The organism is Treponema denticola, from assembly GCF_024400535.1.
In the GTDB taxonomy this organism is placed as follows: domain Bacteria; phylum Spirochaetota; class Spirochaetia; order Treponematales; family Treponemataceae; genus Treponema_B; species Treponema_B denticola_C.
The window spans coordinates 2,615,089-2,635,041 of record NZ_CP038800.1 but is presented as its reverse complement, the minus strand read 5'-3'; the positions used below and the strand labels follow the sequence as shown (position 1 = coordinate 2,635,041).

The following is a 19,953-nucleotide window of genomic DNA, read 5'->3' as shown; positions in this document are numbered from 1 at the left end:
TTTAATCGGTGGATTCGACAACTGAAATAGATCTTGATGAACTTCTCAAAGACGTAGTAATGCCTTCAGGTGATAAGCCGGCACAGCCGCCTCCGGTTTCTTCCGGTTTTGACTTCAATGTCGGTCAAAGGGCTCCGTTTCCTGATATAAAAGCCGGCGGGTTAAGCAAAGATACGATGTTTTCCATGGCTCCTGAGGCCAGAGGAGAAGCAAAGCGGGATCCGAGCGAACCCGATCTTACCTTAACTCATTTTGAAAAAGTTGAAAAGTTTTTTTCCGATACCCCCCATACATTATTTGATACTGCAGAGTTTTACAAGGCTGTTTTAAAAGGCGAAGGCGAAAATGCTCAGCGTCTTCATACTTCCCTTACCAAATTTTTAACGACTACTGACCCTAAAGACCGAACCGTATTCAGACAGCAAGTCGAATCGGCCTATTGGAATCTTGTTTCCGATATGGTCATGAAAATAGCCTCAGGAAAATCTTCAAAAGAAAAACAATATGCAGTAAGATACGGACTTGTTCTTCCTACGCTTTTAACCGCAGAACAAAAAGATATGTTTGCAAAAGTAATAGATGAAAATACATATTGTGAGGCCGTCTATTATTTGGATGAGTGGTTCAGGGAGATCGGAATAGGAAAAATCAACCCTTCTGCAACAGACGAAGTTAAAATTTCAAAAAAAGACGATAATTCAAGATTTAATCAGCTTTTAGAAAAGGCGAAGGGAAAACTCCAAACTGCCGATAATCTGCTGAGGGCAAAATCGGAAGAAATAAGCCGGTATGAAGACTCCATAAAACAGCAAATTGATAGCATGTTCTCTCATGATATGCTGGCTAATTTTTCCAATGTAAAATCGCCTTATTCAGAATCACAAAAACAGCAAATCATGCAAATAAATGACAGGCTTAAAAAACTGCTCAATTTTGACAAAGAATTACAAAGCTGTATTTCCGATTATAAAGAAGCCGATGCAGATGTACGCAGCTTGAGGGAAAAAGCAGATGCTTCCGGAGGAATCACGACCAATATGTCGGGAGCCGAAGGGGAATTCGATACTGTTAAGCAGATGGCTAAGATGACCTGCGGACGCAAAGGTAATCATTTCCCGATTCTGTCAAGAGAATATTTTAGGTGCTCATCAAAGGAGATGGGAACCAGAGAGAATATCTTGCGTGAAATGAAATGGCTTGAAGATATAGATGTGCAAGCCTATTGCAGGCAATATAAGAATCAATTAAACCGGATTCCTCCCTTTGTCGTATTGGTTCCGACTTATGGAGATATAGGCTTTTGCTGGGAACCTTTTGACCGCTATAATAGGGTTACAAGTAGAGGCAGAATAGTAATCCCGATGTATCCTAAAAGTCTTAAAGTTTCTCTCTTAATGGCTACTGCAGATTTACGCTGGCAGGTTGCTAAGGAAAAAGCTTCTTACTATTGGATGGAAGAAGGCTTGACCGGCAATTATTATCAATGGTTCCAAAACCAAAAATTAAAAGGTGACATAAAAGAATATTTTATTCAGGATTATATAACTTGGATGATAAAAGAAAGCGAAGGCATTCAAAAATTAGACAAAGAAGTTAGAGAAGTATTTTGGAGGTACATGCCCTTTTCTGACTCGGTTAAGGCAAAACTAAAAGATAGAGCCTTGGTATATCAAGAGCTTTGTCAAAGAGACCTAAACCGTCAGATGTCGGATGGGTACTAGATTATGAAAAAACAATTATTTTTATTCGGTAGTAAATTATGCCCCGATTGCGGGCCTGCAAAGGAATATTTAGAAAGAAAAGGAGTAAAGTTCCGCTATTTTGACATTACTGAAGATTTAGGTTATCTAAAGTTTTTGTTAAAATATCGGGACGAGAGAGCTGAATTTGCTCAGCTCAAAAAGGAGGGAAAAATCGGCATTCCTTGCTTGATGGTTGGAGACGGAGAAGAGTTTATATTCGACGTTGAAGAAGCTGACCTATCAAAATGGTCTTAAGGCTGACCGACTTTCTTGCTCTAAGTCATGTATCTTAGCCGGTTGGTATTTAGGTTTGACCCTAAATACAATCTTGCAGGACGTGTGAGGACACGGCCTGCTTTTTTTATGTAAATTCTTATTTTAAGACTGTTAGAGGATTAATAAGCTTTCCGTTTTTGTAAACGGAAAAATGAACATGAGGCCCTGTGGAACGGCCTGTGTTTCCTACAGTTCCGATAATGCTGCCCTGACTTAGAATCTGACCGCGTTTTACTTTTATCGTATGCATATGCCCGTACATAGACTGATACCCGCCTGAGTGAGTAACTATGACATAATTACCGTAAATGGTAGAGTAACCGGTATAAGAAACCGTACCGTCAAGGGTCAGTTTAATTGGTGTTCCTGTAGGAGCTGCAATATCTATACCTGTATGAAAACTCTTTCTGCCTGTAAAAGGATCCCTCCGGTAGCCGAATGGGGATGTAAGCCTTCCGGCTATTGGATAGATAAAAAGTTCTCCTAAGGCCTTTCTCAGCTCAAAAGTACTGATGCTTGCACCTGGAATAAAAAGCCTTTGTCCTAAGCTTATTGTTTGACTTTCCATATCATTTGCATCTAAAATTGCCGTAAGGGGCAATTTAAATTTTGCAGCTATTTCCCCTAAAGAATCTCCTTTTATAACTGTATAAATTATTCCGTCTGTCGATGGGATGGACAGTTTTTGTCCTACCGTCAAACTTTTGGCATTGTTTATATTATTTACTGAAAGCAGGGTGCCCATATTTTTAAGTCCGAATTTCTGAGTAATACCGCTGACTGTATCCCCTCGTGCAACTATATAATCTTTAAAATCTACAGATGTAATAAAAACTGAATTATCTGAGGGAGAAAGAGGTTCGGATATTTCTAATTGAGGCGTAAGGCTTTCATCCTTTGTGATATCGCTAGTAGGCATAGCCAAGTCCCGCATAGCATTAGTTGCCGACGGTTCATCCAAAAATGTTATAGCTTTTATTGATGAAATACCCCAATTTAACCTTAATAGAGGAATGTAAAAGATGCACATACATAGTAAGAGTAAAAAAAGAGACCATAACATAAAGATTTCTTCTTTTTGGCCTAATCTCTTTTTTGCATTTTTTGTTTTATAGGATGAGCCGAATAAAAGCTTCTGCGGGTTAATAGCTGCCGCCAGACTGCTTGATGAAAAATCATTTGGCTGCAGACTTGTAATAGAATAAGCTGCCGTTCCAACAGAAGTTCCGGCAGAAGTCTTGCCATTTAAAAAATTTGCTTTTCTTTTTTTAGGTTGTGTATTTTTATATCGTACAACATCAGAATAGGTTATAATATCCATATTCAGTATATCGGCATAAAAAAATATGGTTTTAGGCTAAATTAAATAAGAAAAAAGCATAAAAGTTAAGGTAATATCCGGCAATGAATTTTAACTTGAATAGGTACCGCTCTCTTGAAAAAATATAAGATTTATGGTAAGTTAGTTTATCGGGACTATTTATTTCCGTTATATTGTAGTATGCTTTTAAATCATATTTTTCTCTTTATATAATAGTTTTGAATAATCCCTAATACTTTTATAAGGACGGTTTTTATGAGCCAAGAAAAAAAACTTGTAATGATCGACGGTAATACTGCTGCCGGTCACGTTGCCCACGCCTTAAGCGAGGTAATTGCCATTTACCCGATCACACCGTCAAGTCCGATGGGTGAGGTCGCTGATGAATATTCAGCCCGCGGAAGAGAAAATATTTGGGGTACTGTCCCCGATGTTGTTGAGCTTCAATCCGAAGGAGGTGCTGCAGGTGCCGTACACGGAGCCTTGACCACAGGAGCTCTCTCTTCAACTTTTACAGCATCTCAGGGCTTGCTCTTAATGATTCCGAATATGTACAAAATAGCCGGCGAGTTGACCAGCACTGTTTTCCACATTGCTGCCCGAGCCGTAGCTTGCAGTGCTCTTTCAATCTTCGGAGATCATCAGGACGTAATGGCCTGCCGCCAGACAGGTTGGGCTATGTTGGCATCCAACTCGGTTCAGGAAGTTATGGACCTTGCCATTATTTCTCATGCAGCCACATTGGAAGCAAGAGTTCCCTTCCTTCACTTCTTTGACGGATTTAGAACTTCTCACGAAATTCAAAAAATTGAAGAAGTTTCTTATGACATTATGCGCCAAATGGTAAGCGATGAGCTTGTTCGAGCTCACCGAAAACGCGGTTTAACCCCTGAAAAGCCCGAACTTCGCGGAACAGCTCAAAACCCCGATATTTACTTCCAAGGCAGAGAAGCCGTAAATAAATACTATCTTGCTACTCCCGAAATTGTTCAAAAACAAATGGATAAGTATGCAAAACTTACAGGAAGACAATATCACCTTTATGACTACTACGGAGCAAAAGACGCCGAGCAAATCATAATCCTCATGGGTTCAGGTGCTGATACTGTTGAAGAAACGGTAGATGAACTTAATTCTAAGGGCGGAAAATACGGTGTTCTTAAAGTAAGGCTTTACAGGCCCTTCAGCGCCGAACATTTTGTAAAGGCTATTCCGACCACAGTAAAAGGAATTGCAGTTCTCGACAGATGTAAGGAAGCAGGCTCTTTAGGTGAACCCCTCTACGAAGATGTAAGAACAGCCATCGGCGAAATGCAGGCTGCAAAAAAATGCCCCTTTACTCATTATCCCGTTATCATCGGCGGACGCTACGGTCTCGGTTCAAAAGAATTTACACCGGCAATGGTTAAGGGCGTATTTGACAACCTTGAAGGCGAAAAGAAGACAAACTTCTCTGTAGGTATCGAAGATGATGTTACACATACCAGCATCAAATATGACCCCAACTTTAAACTTGAAGATAAGGACATGCATCAGGCTATGTTCTTCGGTTTGGGTTCAGACGGTACTGTAGGTGCCAATAAAAACTCTATCAAGATCATCGGTGAAGCTACAGAAAATAAGGCACAGGCCTACTTCTCCTATGACAGTAAAAAGTCGGGCGGTTTTACGATTTCTCACTTGAGATTCGGAAAACACGCAATCCGAAAGCCCTACTTAATTACAAATGCGGACTTCGTTGCATGCCATAAGTTCAGCTATCTTGAAACCTATGATATGCTCCACAGCCTTAAAAAAGGCGGAACCTTCCTTTTGAATGCTCCTTACGGAAAGAACGAAATATGGGACAATATGCCCGTCGAAGTTCAAAAGCAGATTATCGAAAAAGAAGCTAAATTCTATGTAATCGATGCTATCAAGATTGCAGAAAAAGCCGGAATGGGCAACCGAATTAACGTTGTTATGCAGACCGCCTTTTTCAAAATCTTCGGAATCTTGCCTGAAGCCGAAGCCGTAGACCTAATCAAAAAATTCATTGAAAAGTCCTACGGAAAAAAAGGTCCGGAAATCGTTCAAAAGAATATTACGACAATCGATATGGCTCTTGAGGGAGTTGAAAAGGTTGATTATCCCAAGACAGCAACAAGCAAGCTCAAGATGCACCCTGCAATCGCAGGCGATGCACCCGAATTCGTAAAGAATGTTTTGGGCAAGGTTGCCATCCAAAAAGGTGATGATATAAAGGTAAGCGAAATGCCCGAAGATGGCACTTTCCCGACCGCTACCACTCAATACGAAAAGAGAGCTATTGCAGAACATATTCCGATCTGGAAGAGCGATATCTGTATTCAGTGCGGTCAGTGTGTCATGGTTTGTCCCCATGCCTGTATCCGCATGAAGGCCTATGACGGCTCGCTCTTGGCAAAGGCACCCCAGGGCTTTAAATCCTGCGATTATAAGGGCAAGGAATTTGAAGGAGCTAAATTTACAATTCAGGTTTCTTCAGAAGATTGTACAGGCTGCGGTCTTTGCGTTCAGCAGTGTCCTGCAAAGTCCAAGGAAAATCCCGAAATTAAAGCCATCAATATGGAAAGCTTTGTTGAACACAGAAAGCAGGAAGTTGCAAACTGGAACTTCTTCTTTAACGATATTCCTGAGCCTGATGTAAAGAAGCTTAATTTGAGCGTTCCCAAGGGCATCGGTATGAAGAGACCTCTTTTCGAGTTCTCAGGTGCATGTGCAGGCTGCGGTGAAACACCTTATGTAAAGCTTCTTTCACAGCTTTTCGGAGACAGAGCCGTTATTGCAAACGCAACAGGCTGTTCTTCAATTTATGGAGGAAACCTGCCCACAACACCCTATGCAAAACGATGTGACGGAAGAGGCCCGGCTTGGTCTAACTCCTTGTTTGAGGATGCAGCAGAATTCGGTTACGGTATGAGGTTGACAAGCGATAAGCTCGCCGTTTATGCCCGCGAAGTTGCCGCTAAGGTAAAAGCAAAGGGTATTGCAGCCGGTGTAATCGATAAGATTCTCAATAATGCTCAAGAAGATGATGCAGCTATTGAAGAGCAGAGAGCCTTTGTTGCAGAACTTAAAAAAGAGTTAGCAGGTTCAAAAGATGAATTGGCTAAGGAGCTGGATTCTTTAACCGACCACTTTATCAAGCGCTCCGTTTGGATCCTCGGAGGAGACGGATGGGCCTACGATATCGGATACGGCGGATTAGATCACGTTCTTGCTTCAGGTAAAAACATCAATGTTCTTGTAATGGATACTGAAGTTTACTCGAATACCGGCGGACAGATGTCAAAAGCTACACCTATCGGTGCAGTTGCAAAATTTGCCGCTTCGGGTAAGGAAGTAAGCAAAAAAGACTTAGGCATGATGGCCATGAGCTACGGCTATGTCTATGTCGCTCATATTTCTATGGGTGCAAACATGAGTCAGGTAATCAAAGCCTTCCGCGAAGCTGAAAGCTATGACGGACCTTCGATTATCATCGCTTACAGTCATTGTATCAACCACGGTATCAACATGACAAAGGGTATGACAAACCAAAAAGAAGCCGTTTCTTGCGGTTTATGGCCCTTGTACAGATACGATCCGAGACTTGTCGAGCAGGGTAAAAACCCCTTCCAGCTTGACAGCAAGGAACCGGACTTTAATCTTGCCGACTTTATGTACAAAGAAGTCCGCTTCAAGACCTTAAAGAATGCCGATCCTGCAAGAGCTCAAATGCTCTTGGATAAGGCTGTTGCTAAGGCTAAGAGGCAGTGGCAGGAATACAAGTATTTGGCTGATAGGCCCTTCTAAAAGTCAATTTACGGTATAAAAAAAGAAGTCCCCTTAACTTCTAATGAAGATAAGGGGACTTCTTTTAAATTTTACTTATCCAAGATAGTTATTTCGACACGTCTGTTTTTAGCCATATTTTCAGGTGAATTATTGGCAGCAACGGGACGGCTGGCACCAAAACCGCGGGTGTAGACGTGTTCTCTTTTTTGGACTCCCAAGTCAATAAGATAATTAGCTACGGCAGCGGCCCTTTCTTCAGAAAGCTTTTGTCTTTCTTCTTCGGTACCGGCTAAGGCCGTATGCCCGGAGATCAAAAATTCCCTATCTGGAAATTTTAAAAGAATTTCGCCTATTTTTTTTATTTTTTCTTTTTCACTATCTCTTAAAATTGCAGAATCGGGTAAAAACTGGATATTTTCTATGCTGATTGTTAAACCTTCATCGGTTTTTTCAATAGTGGTATTTTCAAGATTTAGATCTTCAACACTCTTTTTTATTTCTTCTTCAGTGCTTGTATCAATCTTTTTTACTTCAATGACCTTAGCCCTTGCTGTCCCGATAAAATTATAGGTGTAACCTGAGTAAAGGAGCATTTTAATGCTGAATTCTTCATCATAGCAATAGAGATTCCCTCTTTCTTCATCCCAATATAGGTTTTGACGTGACTTCCCTAAAATTTTGACAGGTACATCTATTTTTCCCTTATAATTTTTAAGAACCCCTTGAGGAACAGCATGGTTTAAATCATAGCTTGCGGTTATGTGACGGTAGGTTTGACCGTCTATTTCTTCAAGGCCTATGTATTGATATTCAACCTTAAACGGAAAGGTAAAGGGCTTTTCAATCCCGAAGGCATCCCGAAAATCGTGGGCTTCAAAGCCTTCTCCTGTCCATGTATCGCCGGGTTTAACGGGGTGCTTTGGAAATGTCGGCACATTCCGTACAACAGGCATATAATATTCATCGCCTATAGAGTAAAAACCGGCTTCATCCCGTCTAAAAACGCTTGGGTAATTTCGGGACCAGTCAAATGTTTTGTTGGAATTTTGCTCGCTGGTCATAAACATGCACGAAAAAAGGGCTGAAGAGGTTTTATCGCCGTCTCCTGTTTCTATATCCGAGACTTCTACCTCAATCCTATTGATAATTTGGGCTTTATGATGAAATTTTCCGTTTACATAGACATTTTCATCTACAACGGAGTGAATTTTATATGCATCCTCGTCAATAAATTTAAATTTAAAGAGAAATTCAGCATTTTTTTCATCCTCTTGAGCAAAAAGGATAGAAAAAAGCAAAACAAACACGAACAAGACAAGTTTTTTTAAAATATTATTCTTAAAAATACGGTATTCCACACTTTCTTATCGGTATTTTTAGCATAAACCTTTAGAAAAGGTTTTTTGTAAAAAAATTCTATATTTTACACAAAAACTTAAAAGTTTTTCTTAAATTTTTAAATTTTTGTGTAACTAAAAGCCTCTAAATAGTTTTGTTTAGTGTATGTTGAACGACAACAAATAATTCAATATACCTCCTTTGCAGTTTCCCGACAGGTTTTTTCTCCTCCTTTTGCCTGTCGGGTTTTTTATTTTTATAGATAACTACCACAATCTAAATGCAGATATAAATCATTGACATGTAAAAATTTTTATATTGACTTTTTTATAAACTAAAGTATAATATGTTTATGTTGCTTTTATGTAAACTTAGATCACAAAAAATGGTTCTCGCTGAAATTACGTGCGCCTGCAAAATGTTATCTCCAGTTTACCCCCCCCTGTATACAAAAGTATACACTTGATTTATAAAATTATACTCATAAAAATCATATTTTTCTCCAACCTTTTGTATTTTCAAAAACTTGTACCTTGCTTTTTATTTTTACCCATTTTTAGATGTACAAGCTTTTGTCAAAATATAAATTTGCAAGAATTCCTTGCGAAAGTAATTTTATTAGGAGGTTTCAACTATGAAACACAAGGTATTAACTAAATTTTTATTATTTGGAGCATTATGTACAATACTGCTGTCGCTTACAGGCTGCCCTCAAAATAAGCAGCCTGAGAACATCAAAATTGTTTTTGATGAAGAAAAAATGGTATGTTGGAAGGACGAAGGTGATAAGTGGAATAAAATAACAAGCGGAACTGCAGTACCTGAAGGTACCAAATTATGCTTTTATCCCCGTAAATTGCCGAATCAACAAATACCGGATAAATGGACTTTCGGCAATAAAACCATTACAGCGGCTTTACAAGCAGATATTACTGTCAATAAATCTTATGCCGATAAAGAAAAAACAATTAATGTAGCCTATACTCTAAGGAATGTAATAAAGTTAAAAATAGTCTTTGATCCCGCAAAATTAAAGGTTGAAAAAATAATAGGAGAAAACACATTTACTACGATAAGCAATGAGGCAATGATTGATGAAAGGGTAAAACTAAGATTTTCTGCAATAAATATTCCCTTAGATAAGATAGTATACGGTTGGACTTTTAATAGATCTCCTGCGAATTTTTACAAGTATTCTACAAAACCACGAATTGCAATTTCAAAAGACTATGCCGATTCAACTAATACTATTAACATAGACTATAATTTAAAAACGCCTGAACAAATTATCATCAACTATGATAACAGCAAAATGTACTGTGATTATTACGATTCATCCACAGATTCATGGCCAATAATAAATCCGGGAGAAACCTTTCCCGAAGGTAAAAAGGTTTGGTTTAACTTAAAGGAAGTTGAAGAAGGAAAGGTTCCCGTGTGGACTATAAACGGTAAAACCGAAAAAAGCGGTCTTTTTGAATATGTATCTTATTTTCTCGATATAGATAAGATAGGAAGCGGTAAATCCGTACAAGCTGGTTTAAGTTATAGAGGCGGTAAAACATTTACTGTAAAATTTGATTCTTCAAAGATAAAATGCACAAAGAAAAAAGACGGCTTAACTATTACTAGCGGAACTCAGCTTATCGAAGGCACCAAGATAAATTTTAAAACAACCGACGGTACAAATGTTACATGGATTATAGGTAATTATACCTATAACGATAGGAATAGCATTGACTACATCGTTTTTGAAAATGACACCGATACCGATATCATTGAAGTAAGTTATGAATAGGCTTTCTTTTTAATAATGTGCAAACAAAGGCTGTTCCATTTGGGAACAGCCTTAACACGCAATGCCGGTTAGGCTAATATTATTTGTATACGCCGTCGGTGTTCAAGGAAACATGGCAAACAGAAGTTTGATTTTTTCATTGGATAAGCTGCCCGGTGAAGGAAAATTGCGCATAAAGGGGCTTTCGGAAAGCGAGTACAATATTCCGCTCATATACCGTATTCTCGTGAGTGTAAATCTGCAGGCGACACATTCAATTATTTGGAAGACTGATGAAAAAATTGCAATCACAGCAGATTATGCAGGCAGGGTTGCTAAGTTTGCAGAGTTTTTTGAGCATCTTCCCAAAAATAAAAAGGATAAAAAAGATGCGGAAAAAGTATTAAAGTTCTTGAATGATGAGGCAAATGCCGGAAAATACATTCATCTTGAGTACGGAGAAATTTTTGAAATGGAAGATGAAGAGCCGGAGGTTCAGATGACCAATCACAAAATAACATTATGGTAAATCGGGAATTATTTACGGGTTAAATCCGTCCTGCAATCTTCCCAAACTTCATCAAACCGTATTTTTTTCATTCGCCCGTTTCGATCTTTCGTACGGGTTAGCTTGAAACCCAGTGTTTGTTGTGATATGATTAAAACAAGGAGGTATGATAAACAGTTCGGCAGAAATTCGACCTCACTGTTTATCGATATTGTATACGATGCCGAGACCTACAACAAAAGAAGATTTGATTTTTGCTTCAAATGAGCAGTTTGAAAAACTGTGGAACTTAATTGACGGTATGACCGAAAAAGAAAGAACTGCCGATATAAATCCGAACGAGCGCGATAAAAATCTACGCGATGTAATTGTTCATCTTTATGAATGGCACTGCCTTTTATTGAATTGGATCAAGTCCAACACAAAAGGAAAACCGGCAGCCTTTTTGCCTGAAGCTTACAACTGGAAAACTTATCCTGAAATGAATGTTGAGTTTTGGAAAAAACATCAAGGCACCCCTTATGCCGACGCCGAAAAAATGCTTAAAAAAACTCATAAAGAAGTTATGAAACTAATCGAAACCTTTTCCAATGAGGAACTTTTTTCAAAAGCTGTTTTTAACTGGACAGGTACAACCACTCTCGGAAGTTACTGCGTGTCCACTACTTCCAGCCATTATGACTGGGCTATAAAGGATATAAAAAAAGCGTTGAAAAAATATAGAGCACGATAACACAAACGCTGCCGGAGTTTTAGGAATAATACATGCACTTTGTTCAAGCGAAAGGAATTTTATCAACTAAAAACGGAATGAATTTGTACCGCGGCTGTTCACACGGGTGTATTTACTGTGATTCAAGAAGTGAATGTTACCAAATAAAACATACGTTTGAAGATATCGAAATAAAAGAAAATGCAATAGAATTGCTTGAAAGCACCTTGCGTCGAAAACGAAACAAGTGTATGATCGGTACCGGTTCTATGACCGACCCGTACATGCCGCTTGAAGAAAAAATCGGCATGACGCGGAAAGCGGTAGAAACCGTTTACCGATACGGCTTCGGGTTTACGGTAATAACGAAATCGCCGTTGGTATTGCGTGACCTCGACCTTTTACGGGCGATAAACAAAAAAGCAAAATGCGTTGTGCAGATGACGCTGACCACATATAACGATAGCCTGTGCAAAATACTTGAACCGAATGTTGCCGTTACGAGCGAAAGGTTTGCCGTACTAAAAAAACTGCGTGATGCGGGTATCCCAACTGTTGTGTGGCTCACACCGATTCTGCCTTTTATAAATGATACGATAGAAAACATAGAAGGCATTTTACAGTATTGCATCGAGGCAAAAGTGTTCGGTATCATCTGTTTCGGCATGGGCTTAACGCTCAGGGACGGCAGCCGCGAATATTTCTATAAAAATCTTGACGCAGCTTTTCCGAGGCTAAAAGAAAAATATATACAACGCTATGGCAACAATTATTCCGTTATAAGTCCGCACAATGCACGCCTTATGAATCTATTCCGCACACGATGCAAGGAAAACGGAATAGAATACACCCCCGATACAATATTTTCTTATTTAACCGCTTTTGAAGATCAACAAAAAGACGCACAGCCTGAATTATTTTGATGGATAAATAGATATCTTATTGTACCTTATTCGTACGGAGAGTTTAATACCCCGACGATTGCGTCGGGGTTGTTGATTTTTTAATTGATAATTTTGTTATATTTATTTAAAGTAATCTTATAAAAAAGCAAATATAAAATCAGGGTAAAGCCTCCGGTTAAAAGCAGGGCGGCAAAAAAAACAGCCGTGTTAAAAAGGCCGAAGACCAATAGGAGCCGGCTGAACAAGGGAGAAGCAAAAAAGCAGTGGACTATCGAAACCAAAACAGGCAGCACAAAGAGCCAGACAAGCTGGGCGTGTGAAGCTTTTTTGATTAAAGAAGAGTCCATTCCTATTTTTAGCATTATTTGATAGCGCTTTCTATCCTCTACACCTTCAGCAATCTGTTTGAAGTACATAATTAAGATGAGCCATATTAAAAACATAAGACTTAAAAAGCCTCCTAAAAATAAAAAGCTACCGTCAAATTCTCTTCTGTCTTTATAAGACTGAAATTTATTGTCATAAAAAAAACCTGCGTCCGAAGACTTTGCCAATTTTTTTATGTCTTGAATGTAGTTTGGAGGGATAGTTTTAAGATTATCGGCGGAGGTATTCCAAAACAAGGATTCTTCAAGTGCAAGCAGTTTTTGGTTTTTAAACCGAGCCCTTTCGTTTTCTTTTAATGCGTTTAATTCATTTTTAATAAGCTCAAGATTTTCAGAATTTTTAGCTATCAGATTTATATAAGGAAAGGGAGAATACGGAATATAGGGCGAGTTATTCATTATAGAAACAAATTCGCTTTCAAGTTTTTTTAGTTTAAATTCTTTTTGCCCTATTTGTAATGGCTTTTTATAGTCAATCTTCTTATTAGAAAAAATAAAAAACTCATCATCACTCATACTTGCAGTATCCGTCAATAATTTTTTATAGAGGTCATTAGGGAAAATATTTTTAATATCTTCAAAACTGCACAACATAATCTGAACATTGTTGCGGGAAAAATATGAATCATCATTTTCATAAAGAGTATTATCGCTTATATTTGAAATTCCATAAAAATATCTTACATATAAAAAATCATTTGTTTCTATATTATGCTTTAGGCCTATCTCTTTTATGTCTGCAAGTAAGTTCTCTTTATTTTGTAATTCTATATTGTCTTTTTTAAAGAGCCTATTCAATTGATGATTTCGTATAAAAGCCTTTGATATGATTTTCTCGCTTACCATATAAATACTTGTTACCGAAGCTAGGGTAAGTAAGATCATCGTAAGCAAAATACAAATACTTGCCAAGCCCTTTGCATGCTGTCCCATTCTGTAAATCATTCCCGAAACGGAAATAAATCGTGCAGACCTGTAATAGGATTTGCGTTTTTTCATTCTATTTAAAATAAAAATAGTAATACTTTCAAAAGAGAAAAAGGTGCCAGCAATCACAACCAGAACGGCCGGTAAAAATGTTTTTAAGGCAGCTATGGGATTAAGACTTAAAACTGAAAGAGTATAACCGCCTCCGATAAAAAGAATAGCAAGGAATGTCTTTAAGCGTAAATATTTCGATCTTTTTTCTCCGCTCTTTGATTCGGTTAAAAGCTGAATGGGATTTAAAAGGCTTATCTTCTTTAAATTATAAAGATAATTTATTGTAAAAAAACAAAAGAATACGATACTCGCAGGTTTTAAAAAGCTAAAAGAAAGGCTGTAATTTATTTTTGAAGAAATACCGCTTATCTTAAACAATATTAAAAAGCATAATTTTCCAAAAAGAGCGGAACCTATTGCTCCGAAGAATAAACTCAAAAAATAACAGGCAAGGAATTCAAAAAATAAAACGCCTGCAATATGCTTTTTTTCAAGTCCTAAAACGGTATAAAGTCCTATTTCTTTTATTCTGTTTTTAATCAAAAATTTATTTCCGTAAAAGATAAAAATCATTGAAAAGAAACCTACTATTATCACACCGAAATTCATCAAGGTAATTAAACCGGCTGAATTTTGACTAAAGGCTTCTTTTGAAAGCGTATACATAATTGAGAACATCATTATCGAAAGTGAGCAGGCAAAAATGTATGGAATATAGGTTTTTGCTCCCGTCGAAATATTTTTTTTGGCAAGTTGAAAATAAAAATTAAGTTTCATAAATTTTTCTCCCGTACCTTATTCCAATTAAGAATCCATTCTGTTCATCATAAAAAGACCTTCGTTGATCCTTTCTCTGAATAGAGCCTGTCCCATATCGCCTTTATATATTTCGTAATAAATATTTCCGTCACGCAAAAACAAAACACGCTTTGCATAACTTGTTGCCCGTGCACTATGGGTTACCATTATGATAGTCTGCCCTGCCTCATTCATTTGAGAAAAAGTTTCTAAAAGCATATCCGATGATTTTGAATCAAGAGCGCCTGTAGGTTCATCGGCCAAGATGAGTTGCGGTTTTGTAATAAAGGCCCTTGCTGCAGCAGCCCTTTGACATTGCCCGCCTGAAATCTCATAAGGATATTTTTCGAGAAGGTCTGAAATCCTCAAAGCTTCAGCAAGAGGAAGAAGTCTTTTATTCATTTCATCAATAGGATAATTTGAGAGCACAAGAGGAAGCAATATATTATCCTTTACGGAAAACTGATCCAAGAGATTATAATCTTGAAACACAAAGCCTAATTTATTACGCCTAAAAGCCGAAATGTCCTTAGCCTTTATTTTGGATATGGGTTCTCCTTTTAAAAATATCTCACCGGAAGATGGCTTATCCAAGGTTGCAAGCAAATTAAGCAAGGTCGTTTTCCCCGAACCGGATTCTCCCATAATAGCTGTAAATTCATTTTGCTTTACCGAAAAACTTACATCGCGTAAGGCAACCGTTCCCTGTTTTGAAAATCGGGACTTATAAATTTTTTGAATATTTTTAACATCAAGCAATGTTTCCATAAAACACCTCCAATTTAAACAATTTTATCAAAAAATTAAAAGTCCTGCATTGACGGAGGCTTACATTTTGATTTTTTGACTTACATTTTTGTAAGGATTAAACCTGTTCAACAACGGGGTCATCGAATAGGTCTATTGAAGTTTCCGTTCCGAGTTTAACCTCTGCTCTAGTCCATTCACCTTGACGAGAGTTTATTGTAAGAGTGCAGCCGAGCCTTTCGGATATTTCCCGAGCAAGGTAGAGGCCGAGGCCTGTAGCTTTTTCGCTGAGACGGCCGTTTAAGCCGGAATATCCCTTATCGAAGATTTTGGGGAGGTCTGAAGGACTTATTCCGATTCCGTTGTCCTCAATTACAAGGGCTGAAGGATTTTGATTTTCAATATAGATGCTTAAAATTCCTCTTTTGCCGTCTATACCGCAATATTTTAGGCTGTTGGAAATTATCTGCTCAATCATCAATTCAAAAAGAACCGGGTCGCTTATAATGTTTAGATCACAAGTTTTATAATTAAGCTCTATATTTTTATAAATAAAAATACTTCTGTATTTACGGAAGATGTTTTGCAAAACTTCATTTAAATTAAACTTAAGAAAATCCAAATCCTTATCCGGTCTTTGGAGCTTTAAATAATGCAATGCCATTTGGGTATAATTATCTATACTTAAAAGAGCTTTTTTTATTTCAAATACCTCATCTTTTGAAGAATTCATATTTTGCAATAAAATATTTATAGAAGTAATAGGAGTTTTTATTTGATGAATCCAAAGAGAAAAATAATCGTTTTGATCGGTAAGCATTTTCCGGTTATTATAAATAGAAGCTTCTCTTTCCGACATTATTTTTTTTATCTTTTTTAACGAAAGAATTTGCGATAAAGAAAGCTCGAATCTGTTTTCAAACTCTTCATCATCAGAGCTTTCCGAATTTACTTCATATTGCTCCACGAGGTCAAAATAGTTTTTTATTTTACGATAGTAAAAAATAAATTTTAATATAAAGAAGATAATCAAAATGGAAATACTTAATAAGCTTATATAAGATATGAGCCCCCTTTCAGCATTACTCAAATATAAGATAAGCACTTGTAAGAAGATTAAAAGAAACGGAACAAATATAAATAAAAAATTATCTTTAAAAACACTTTTTATAATTACGCTTAATTTTAACTTACCGGTTTCCGTGATGTTCATTTAGTTTATATCCCAAACCTTTTTTGTTTTCGATAAAATTAAAAAGCCCTGCGTTTTCCAGCTTTTTGCGCAATCGGGTTATATTTACAGAAAGAGTATTATCGTCCACAAACTGATTATTTTGCCAAAGCACATCCATAATTTTTTCTCTCGAAACAAATTCGCCTTGAGCCAGATAAAGGCATTTTAAAATTTTAATTTCATTTGCAGTCAGCAAGGTCGTCTTATTATTATACACAAGAGTGAGCGTGCTCAAATTTAAAACGGTCCCCGCAAAACCGACTTCATTCATTGAAGCGGTAAATTGGTATGTCCGCCTGATAACGGCCTGTATCTTTGCAATGGTTATATCCATATCAAAGGGCTTTTCGATATAATCATCGCCTCCCATTTGCATGGCCATTACAATATCCATCTTATCGTTACGGGAAGATAAAAATATAATGGGGACTTGAGACTTATTCCTGATTTCGGAACACCAATGATAACCGTTAAATGCCGGAAGCCCTATATCCATTAAGACCAGAGAGGGGGCATAGTCTTCAAACTCCTCCAAGATATTGCTGAAATTTTTTGCACATCGTATATTAAAGTTCCATTGCTCCAAATTCTTTTTTAAGACCGAGGCTATTGTTTTATCATCTTCTACAATCAAAATTTTTATAAGCTGTTTCATTTTTTTATTCCGAATTATAAGAGCCAGTATAGCATATTAAGATATCTAATGTAAATATAAAAAGCCGCCCTAAACATTAAAGTTTAAGACGGCTTTAGGAATTTGCTTTTTAATAAATTTATAAACCTTAAGTCGGTCTAAAATTATTTACCAAGTTCCTTCATTACATAAGCTGCAAAGAGCGCTGCTCCTCTGTAAAACTGCGATTCATCCAAGGCAAATTTGGGATTGTGGTGAGGCCAAACTTTTCCTTCAATGGGTGAAGGCGTTGCCAAGAAGATAAATGAACCCGGAACTTTTTCTAAGTACCATGCAAAATCTTCTCCTCCCATAACAGGACGCTGCATAAGCTTAACATCATTCGGGAAAAGTCCTTTGGCAACTTCCATAACCTTATCCGTAACTTTCGAATCGTTTATAAGAGGAGGCGGCTGTCTAAAGAATTGATATTCAATTGAACCCCTAAAAGCTTTTGCAATATTGGAGGCAACTTCCTCAATCCGTTTCGCTATCAATTCCCTTGTCTCATTTGTTACGGCCCGTACTGTTCCTTCAAGATAAGCTTCAGGCGGAATTATATTAAATGCCGAACCTGAATGGAATTGTCCAACCGTTATTACAGCCGGTTCCGTTGGATGTACCTCGCGGCCTAAGATTTCCTGTATGGCGACAACTATGTGAGAGCCGATTACAACAGGATCTACTGAAAGAGAAGGATAAGCTCCATGAGCGCCTACGCCCTTAACCTTGATTGAAAATTTATCCATACAGGCCATCATCGATCCCTTTGAAAAAAGGAACTCTCCGGACTTTACTTCATCGCTTATACAACCTACATGAAGTCCCAGGATTTCTTTTACATCATCAAGGATTCCTTTTTCACAAATATCTACAGAGCCTGTTCCCAGTTCTTCTGCAGGCTGGAAGATAAGCTTAACGGTTCCTTTAAAATTGTCTTTTAAATCGTTTAATACCTTTGCGGTCCCAAGCAATATCGATGTATGTGCATCATGACCGCAAGCATGCATAAAGGAATTCTTAGAAGCAAACTCAAGCCCTGTAGCTTCACAAACAGGAAGGGCATCCATGTCTGCACGCAGAGCGATAACATCTCCTTTTTCTGCACCATGAATATAACCTATAACGGCACTTTTTGCTGCATTTCTGTCATACTCAATTCCAAACTCATCCAATTTTTTACATACAAAATCTATTGTATTAGGAAGTTCAAAGCCGACCTCAGGATTTTGATGTAAATGGCGGCGCCAAGAAATTATGTCTTTTTCTATTTCTTTTACCTTTTTTAATATATCCACTTTTCCCTCCCTTAAGCTTGTTCTTTAGTCTTAGGTTTTTTGTAAGTTAAAAAACCGAAAGCTACCGTTCCGAATACACAAGCCGGAATCATTATATATACCGGTATTTTGATAATGTTTAATAAAGACATGGCCAAGATAAAAGCAAAGATGCCGTATTTTATGTTTTTAACGGCAAACATTCCGAACATAGCCCCGAAGATTGCAGGCGAAACATAGGCAAAGGCTTCCAATACTTTTTTGGGGAAGATGTTCATTAAGGCCGCGCCTCCTACAGCAGCAATAGTTACAATTATAAGATTGGTAACTATCGAGCCTGCAATACCGAGGGTAGAAACTATTTCGGCTTTCTTTGTACCGGGTTCCACACCGACAGCTTCTTGCGTAACGGCCGAAGTAGGCAAGCGTACATTTCCGATATTACCTGAAAGGAAAGACATATAAGTTCCGGGTAAGCCGAGTATGGGGAAATAACTGATAGGTTCAACAACGGCATAGATTGCATATACGGATGCTGCCAAGCCCCAACCTGTCAATATATCCTGTGTTGACGGCTTTACTCCATAAACGACCCAAACAAGAATTGAAGGCAGAAAGCAAAGAACCAAGGATAATAGGTTTGTAAACCTTCCATACCTTATTATAGGTTTTGTAAAAGTTTTTTCATATAATTCGTCACTCATTTAGCTTCTCCTTATTTTAAAATTAAGTCTTTAAATACCATTGCAATTACCATTGCAAGAATCATAACTATTCCTAAGCTGTATTCTTTTAATTTAGGATATTTGTTGCCGAGTTTTTCAAATACAACCATTAGAAGAGCTGCAGATACGGCAGCAGCAACAGCCGGATAATTTTTTCCTTTTACCGATCGAAGAGCTTTTGTTATTTCATTACTGCATAAAAAGCCGAAGGCTCCACTCATTGCCGTAACCATTAAAATAGCCAGCTTGGCAGGATCCCCTTTCGATATTTTTTTTGATAAGCTATTAAGCTTATCGGAAAATAAACCTGTCATAAAAAGCCACGCACTTCCGTTTAAAGCCATAACCCACGTTGCATTTGCAAAATTTATTAAGCCGTAATCGGGGCTTGATAAGTCAATGCCTTGAGCTTGAGCTGCCATCTGTGCCGCTGCGAGTTCCGTTGAGGCTGCACCTATAATCGAAAGGCGCATCCACGCAAGAGGGCCGCCTATTACCGACATTAGGCCCAGCATTACAATAAAAACGCCCAAAACCGGTCCGATAGAAGATGTCATACCGATACGGAAAGACTTCCGCACATCGGCATCACTTAAGCCGACGATTTTAGCAGCGTCCTTTGCTTTTTTGCTAAAAATTATAGCTTGAAACAATACCGTAATCAATAACGGAAAAGCTGCAAGCCATAAAATCCAAGAGTTCGCAACATTCAAATAATTGTCCATAGATTCCTCCTAAATTTTGTTTGTAAGATA

General features: G+C 37.8%; 16 protein-coding genes. 7 read left to right on the top strand and 9 right to left on the bottom strand.

Going from position 1 to position 19,953, the window contains the following annotated elements; all coding sequences use genetic code 11:
* The first annotated feature begins 8 nt into the window (after positions 1-8).
* Together E4N78_RS12480 and E4N78_RS12475 are read left to right on the top strand one after the other, a co-directional pair.
* Positions 9-1,721, top strand: coding sequence for a hypothetical protein (locus tag E4N78_RS12480; protein ID WP_255810862.1), 1,713 nt, complete (start codon positions 9-11; stop codon positions 1,719-1,721).
* 3 nt (positions 1,722-1,724) lie between these two features.
* Complete coding sequence (locus E4N78_RS12475; protein ID WP_255810861.1) at positions 1,725-1,997, top strand: glutaredoxin domain-containing protein; 273 nt, start codon at positions 1,725-1,727, stop codon at positions 1,995-1,997.
* A gap of 118 nt (positions 1,998-2,115) precedes the next feature.
* Here the strand turns inward: E4N78_RS12475 and E4N78_RS12470 are convergent, their stop codons facing one another.
* The gene (locus tag E4N78_RS12470; protein WP_255810860.1) at positions 2,116-3,339 is read right to left on the bottom strand and encodes a M23 family metallopeptidase; all 1,224 of its coding nucleotides are present in this window, start codon (positions 3,337-3,339) and stop codon (positions 2,116-2,118) included.
* A gap of 255 nt (positions 3,340-3,594) precedes the next feature.
* Between E4N78_RS12470 and nifJ the strand changes: the two genes are divergently transcribed.
* Positions 3,595-7,155, top strand: coding sequence for a pyruvate:ferredoxin (flavodoxin) oxidoreductase (gene nifJ / locus E4N78_RS12465; RefSeq protein ID WP_255810859.1), 3,561 nt, complete (start codon positions 3,595-3,597; stop codon positions 7,153-7,155).
* Between the two features lie 71 nt (positions 7,156-7,226).
* Here the strand turns inward: nifJ and E4N78_RS12460 are convergent, their stop codons facing one another.
* Positions 7,227-8,495, bottom strand: coding sequence for an OmpA family protein (locus tag E4N78_RS12460; protein ID WP_255810858.1), 1,269 nt, complete (start codon positions 8,493-8,495; stop codon positions 7,227-7,229).
* 614 nt (positions 8,496-9,109) lie between these two features.
* Here E4N78_RS12460 and E4N78_RS12455 point away from each other — a divergent pair.
* The 4 genes from E4N78_RS12455 to E4N78_RS12440 all read left to right on the top strand — a co-directional run bounded on the left by E4N78_RS12455 (position 9,110) and on the right by E4N78_RS12440 (position 12,395).
* Positions 9,110-10,273 (top strand): hypothetical protein, encoded by a 1,164-nt coding sequence (locus E4N78_RS12455; protein WP_255810857.1) that lies wholly within the window; start codon positions 9,110-9,112, stop codon positions 10,271-10,273.
* A 112-nt stretch (positions 10,274-10,385) separates the two neighbouring features.
* On the top strand, positions 10,386-10,781 hold the full coding sequence (locus tag E4N78_RS12450) for a DUF7822 domain-containing protein (RefSeq protein WP_255810856.1): 396 nt from the start codon (positions 10,386-10,388) through the stop codon (positions 10,779-10,781).
* A gap of 199 nt (positions 10,782-10,980) precedes the next feature.
* On the top strand, positions 10,981-11,493 hold the full coding sequence (locus E4N78_RS12445; RefSeq protein WP_255812362.1) for a ClbS/DfsB family four-helix bundle protein: 513 nt from the start codon (positions 10,981-10,983) through the stop codon (positions 11,491-11,493).
* Between the two features lie 32 nt (positions 11,494-11,525).
* The gene (locus E4N78_RS12440) at positions 11,526-12,395 is read left to right on the top strand and encodes an SPL family radical SAM protein (protein ID WP_255810855.1); all 870 of its coding nucleotides are present in this window, start codon (positions 11,526-11,528) and stop codon (positions 12,393-12,395) included.
* A gap of 80 nt (positions 12,396-12,475) precedes the next feature.
* On the opposite strand, the gene E4N78_RS12435 is transcribed toward E4N78_RS12440, so the two are convergent.
* From E4N78_RS12435 to E4N78_RS12405, 7 genes are all read right to left on the bottom strand, one after another.
* Positions 12,476-14,521: an FtsX-like permease family protein gene (locus tag E4N78_RS12435; protein WP_255810854.1), complete on the bottom strand. Its 2,046-nt coding sequence runs from the start codon at positions 14,519-14,521 to the stop codon at positions 12,476-12,478.
* A 27-nt stretch (positions 14,522-14,548) separates the two neighbouring features.
* Complete coding sequence (locus E4N78_RS12430) at positions 14,549-15,310, bottom strand: ABC transporter ATP-binding protein (RefSeq protein ID WP_255810853.1); 762 nt, start codon at positions 15,308-15,310, stop codon at positions 14,549-14,551.
* A gap of 97 nt (positions 15,311-15,407) precedes the next feature.
* Positions 15,408-16,502 (bottom strand): sensor histidine kinase, encoded by a 1,095-nt coding sequence (locus E4N78_RS12425; protein WP_255810852.1) that lies wholly within the window; start codon positions 16,500-16,502, stop codon positions 15,408-15,410.
* Positions 16,480-17,178, bottom strand: coding sequence for a response regulator transcription factor (locus E4N78_RS12420; protein ID WP_255810851.1), 699 nt, complete (start codon positions 17,176-17,178; stop codon positions 16,480-16,482). The genes E4N78_RS12425 and E4N78_RS12420 overlap by 23 nt, the downstream gene beginning before the upstream one ends.
* Before the next feature lie 143 nt (positions 17,179-17,321).
* Positions 17,322-18,494 (bottom strand): M20 metallopeptidase family protein, encoded by a 1,173-nt coding sequence (locus E4N78_RS12415; RefSeq protein ID WP_255810850.1) that lies wholly within the window; start codon positions 18,492-18,494, stop codon positions 17,322-17,324.
* A gap of 11 nt (positions 18,495-18,505) precedes the next feature.
* A complete protein-coding gene (locus tag E4N78_RS12410; protein ID WP_253688585.1) occupies positions 18,506-19,177 on the bottom strand; it encodes a hypothetical protein in 672 nt (223 codons plus the stop codon).
* Positions 19,178-19,188: 11 nt separating this feature from the next.
* Entirely contained in the window at positions 19,189-19,923 is a 735-nt protein-coding gene (locus tag E4N78_RS12405) for a DUF5058 family protein (protein WP_255810848.1), read from the bottom strand.
* Positions 19,924-19,953: the final 30 nt, after the last annotated feature.

Bases quoted from the DNA above. Each gene is read 5' to 3' on its own strand.
- E4N78_RS12475 (WP_255810861.1), top strand. From the start codon at position 1,725: ATGAAAAAACAATTATTTTTATTCGGTAGTAAATTATGCCCCGATTGC.
- E4N78_RS12470 (WP_255810860.1), bottom strand. From the start codon at position 3,339: ATGGATATTATAACCTATTCTGATGTTGTACGATATAAAAATACACAA.
- nifJ (WP_255810859.1), top strand. From the start codon at position 3,595: ATGAGCCAAGAAAAAAAACTTGTAATGATCGACGGTAATACTGCTGCC.
- E4N78_RS12455 (WP_255810857.1), top strand. From the start codon at position 9,110: ATGAAACACAAGGTATTAACTAAATTTTTATTATTTGGAGCATTATGT.
- E4N78_RS12450 (WP_255810856.1), top strand. From the start codon at position 10,386: ATGGCAAACAGAAGTTTGATTTTTTCATTGGATAAGCTGCCCGGTGAA.
- E4N78_RS12445 (WP_255812362.1), top strand. From the start codon at position 10,981: ATGCCGAGACCTACAACAAAAGAAGATTTGATTTTTGCTTCAAATGAG.
- E4N78_RS12440 (WP_255810855.1), top strand. From the start codon at position 11,526: ATGCACTTTGTTCAAGCGAAAGGAATTTTATCAACTAAAAACGGAATG.
- E4N78_RS12435 (WP_255810854.1), bottom strand. From the start codon at position 14,521: ATGAAACTTAATTTTTATTTTCAACTTGCCAAAAAAAATATTTCGACG.
- E4N78_RS12430 (WP_255810853.1), bottom strand. From the start codon at position 15,310: ATGGAAACATTGCTTGATGTTAAAAATATTCAAAAAATTTATAAGTCC.
- E4N78_RS12425 (WP_255810852.1), bottom strand. From the start codon at position 16,502: ATGAACATCACGGAAACCGGTAAGTTAAAATTAAGCGTAATTATAAAA.
- E4N78_RS12420 (WP_255810851.1), bottom strand. From the start codon at position 17,178: ATGAAACAGCTTATAAAAATTTTGATTGTAGAAGATGATAAAACAATA.
- E4N78_RS12410 (WP_253688585.1), bottom strand. From the start codon at position 19,177: ATGAGTGACGAATTATATGAAAAAACTTTTACAAAACCTATAATAAGG.
- E4N78_RS12405 (WP_255810848.1), bottom strand. From the start codon at position 19,923: ATGGACAATTATTTGAATGTTGCGAACTCTTGGATTTTATGGCTTGCA.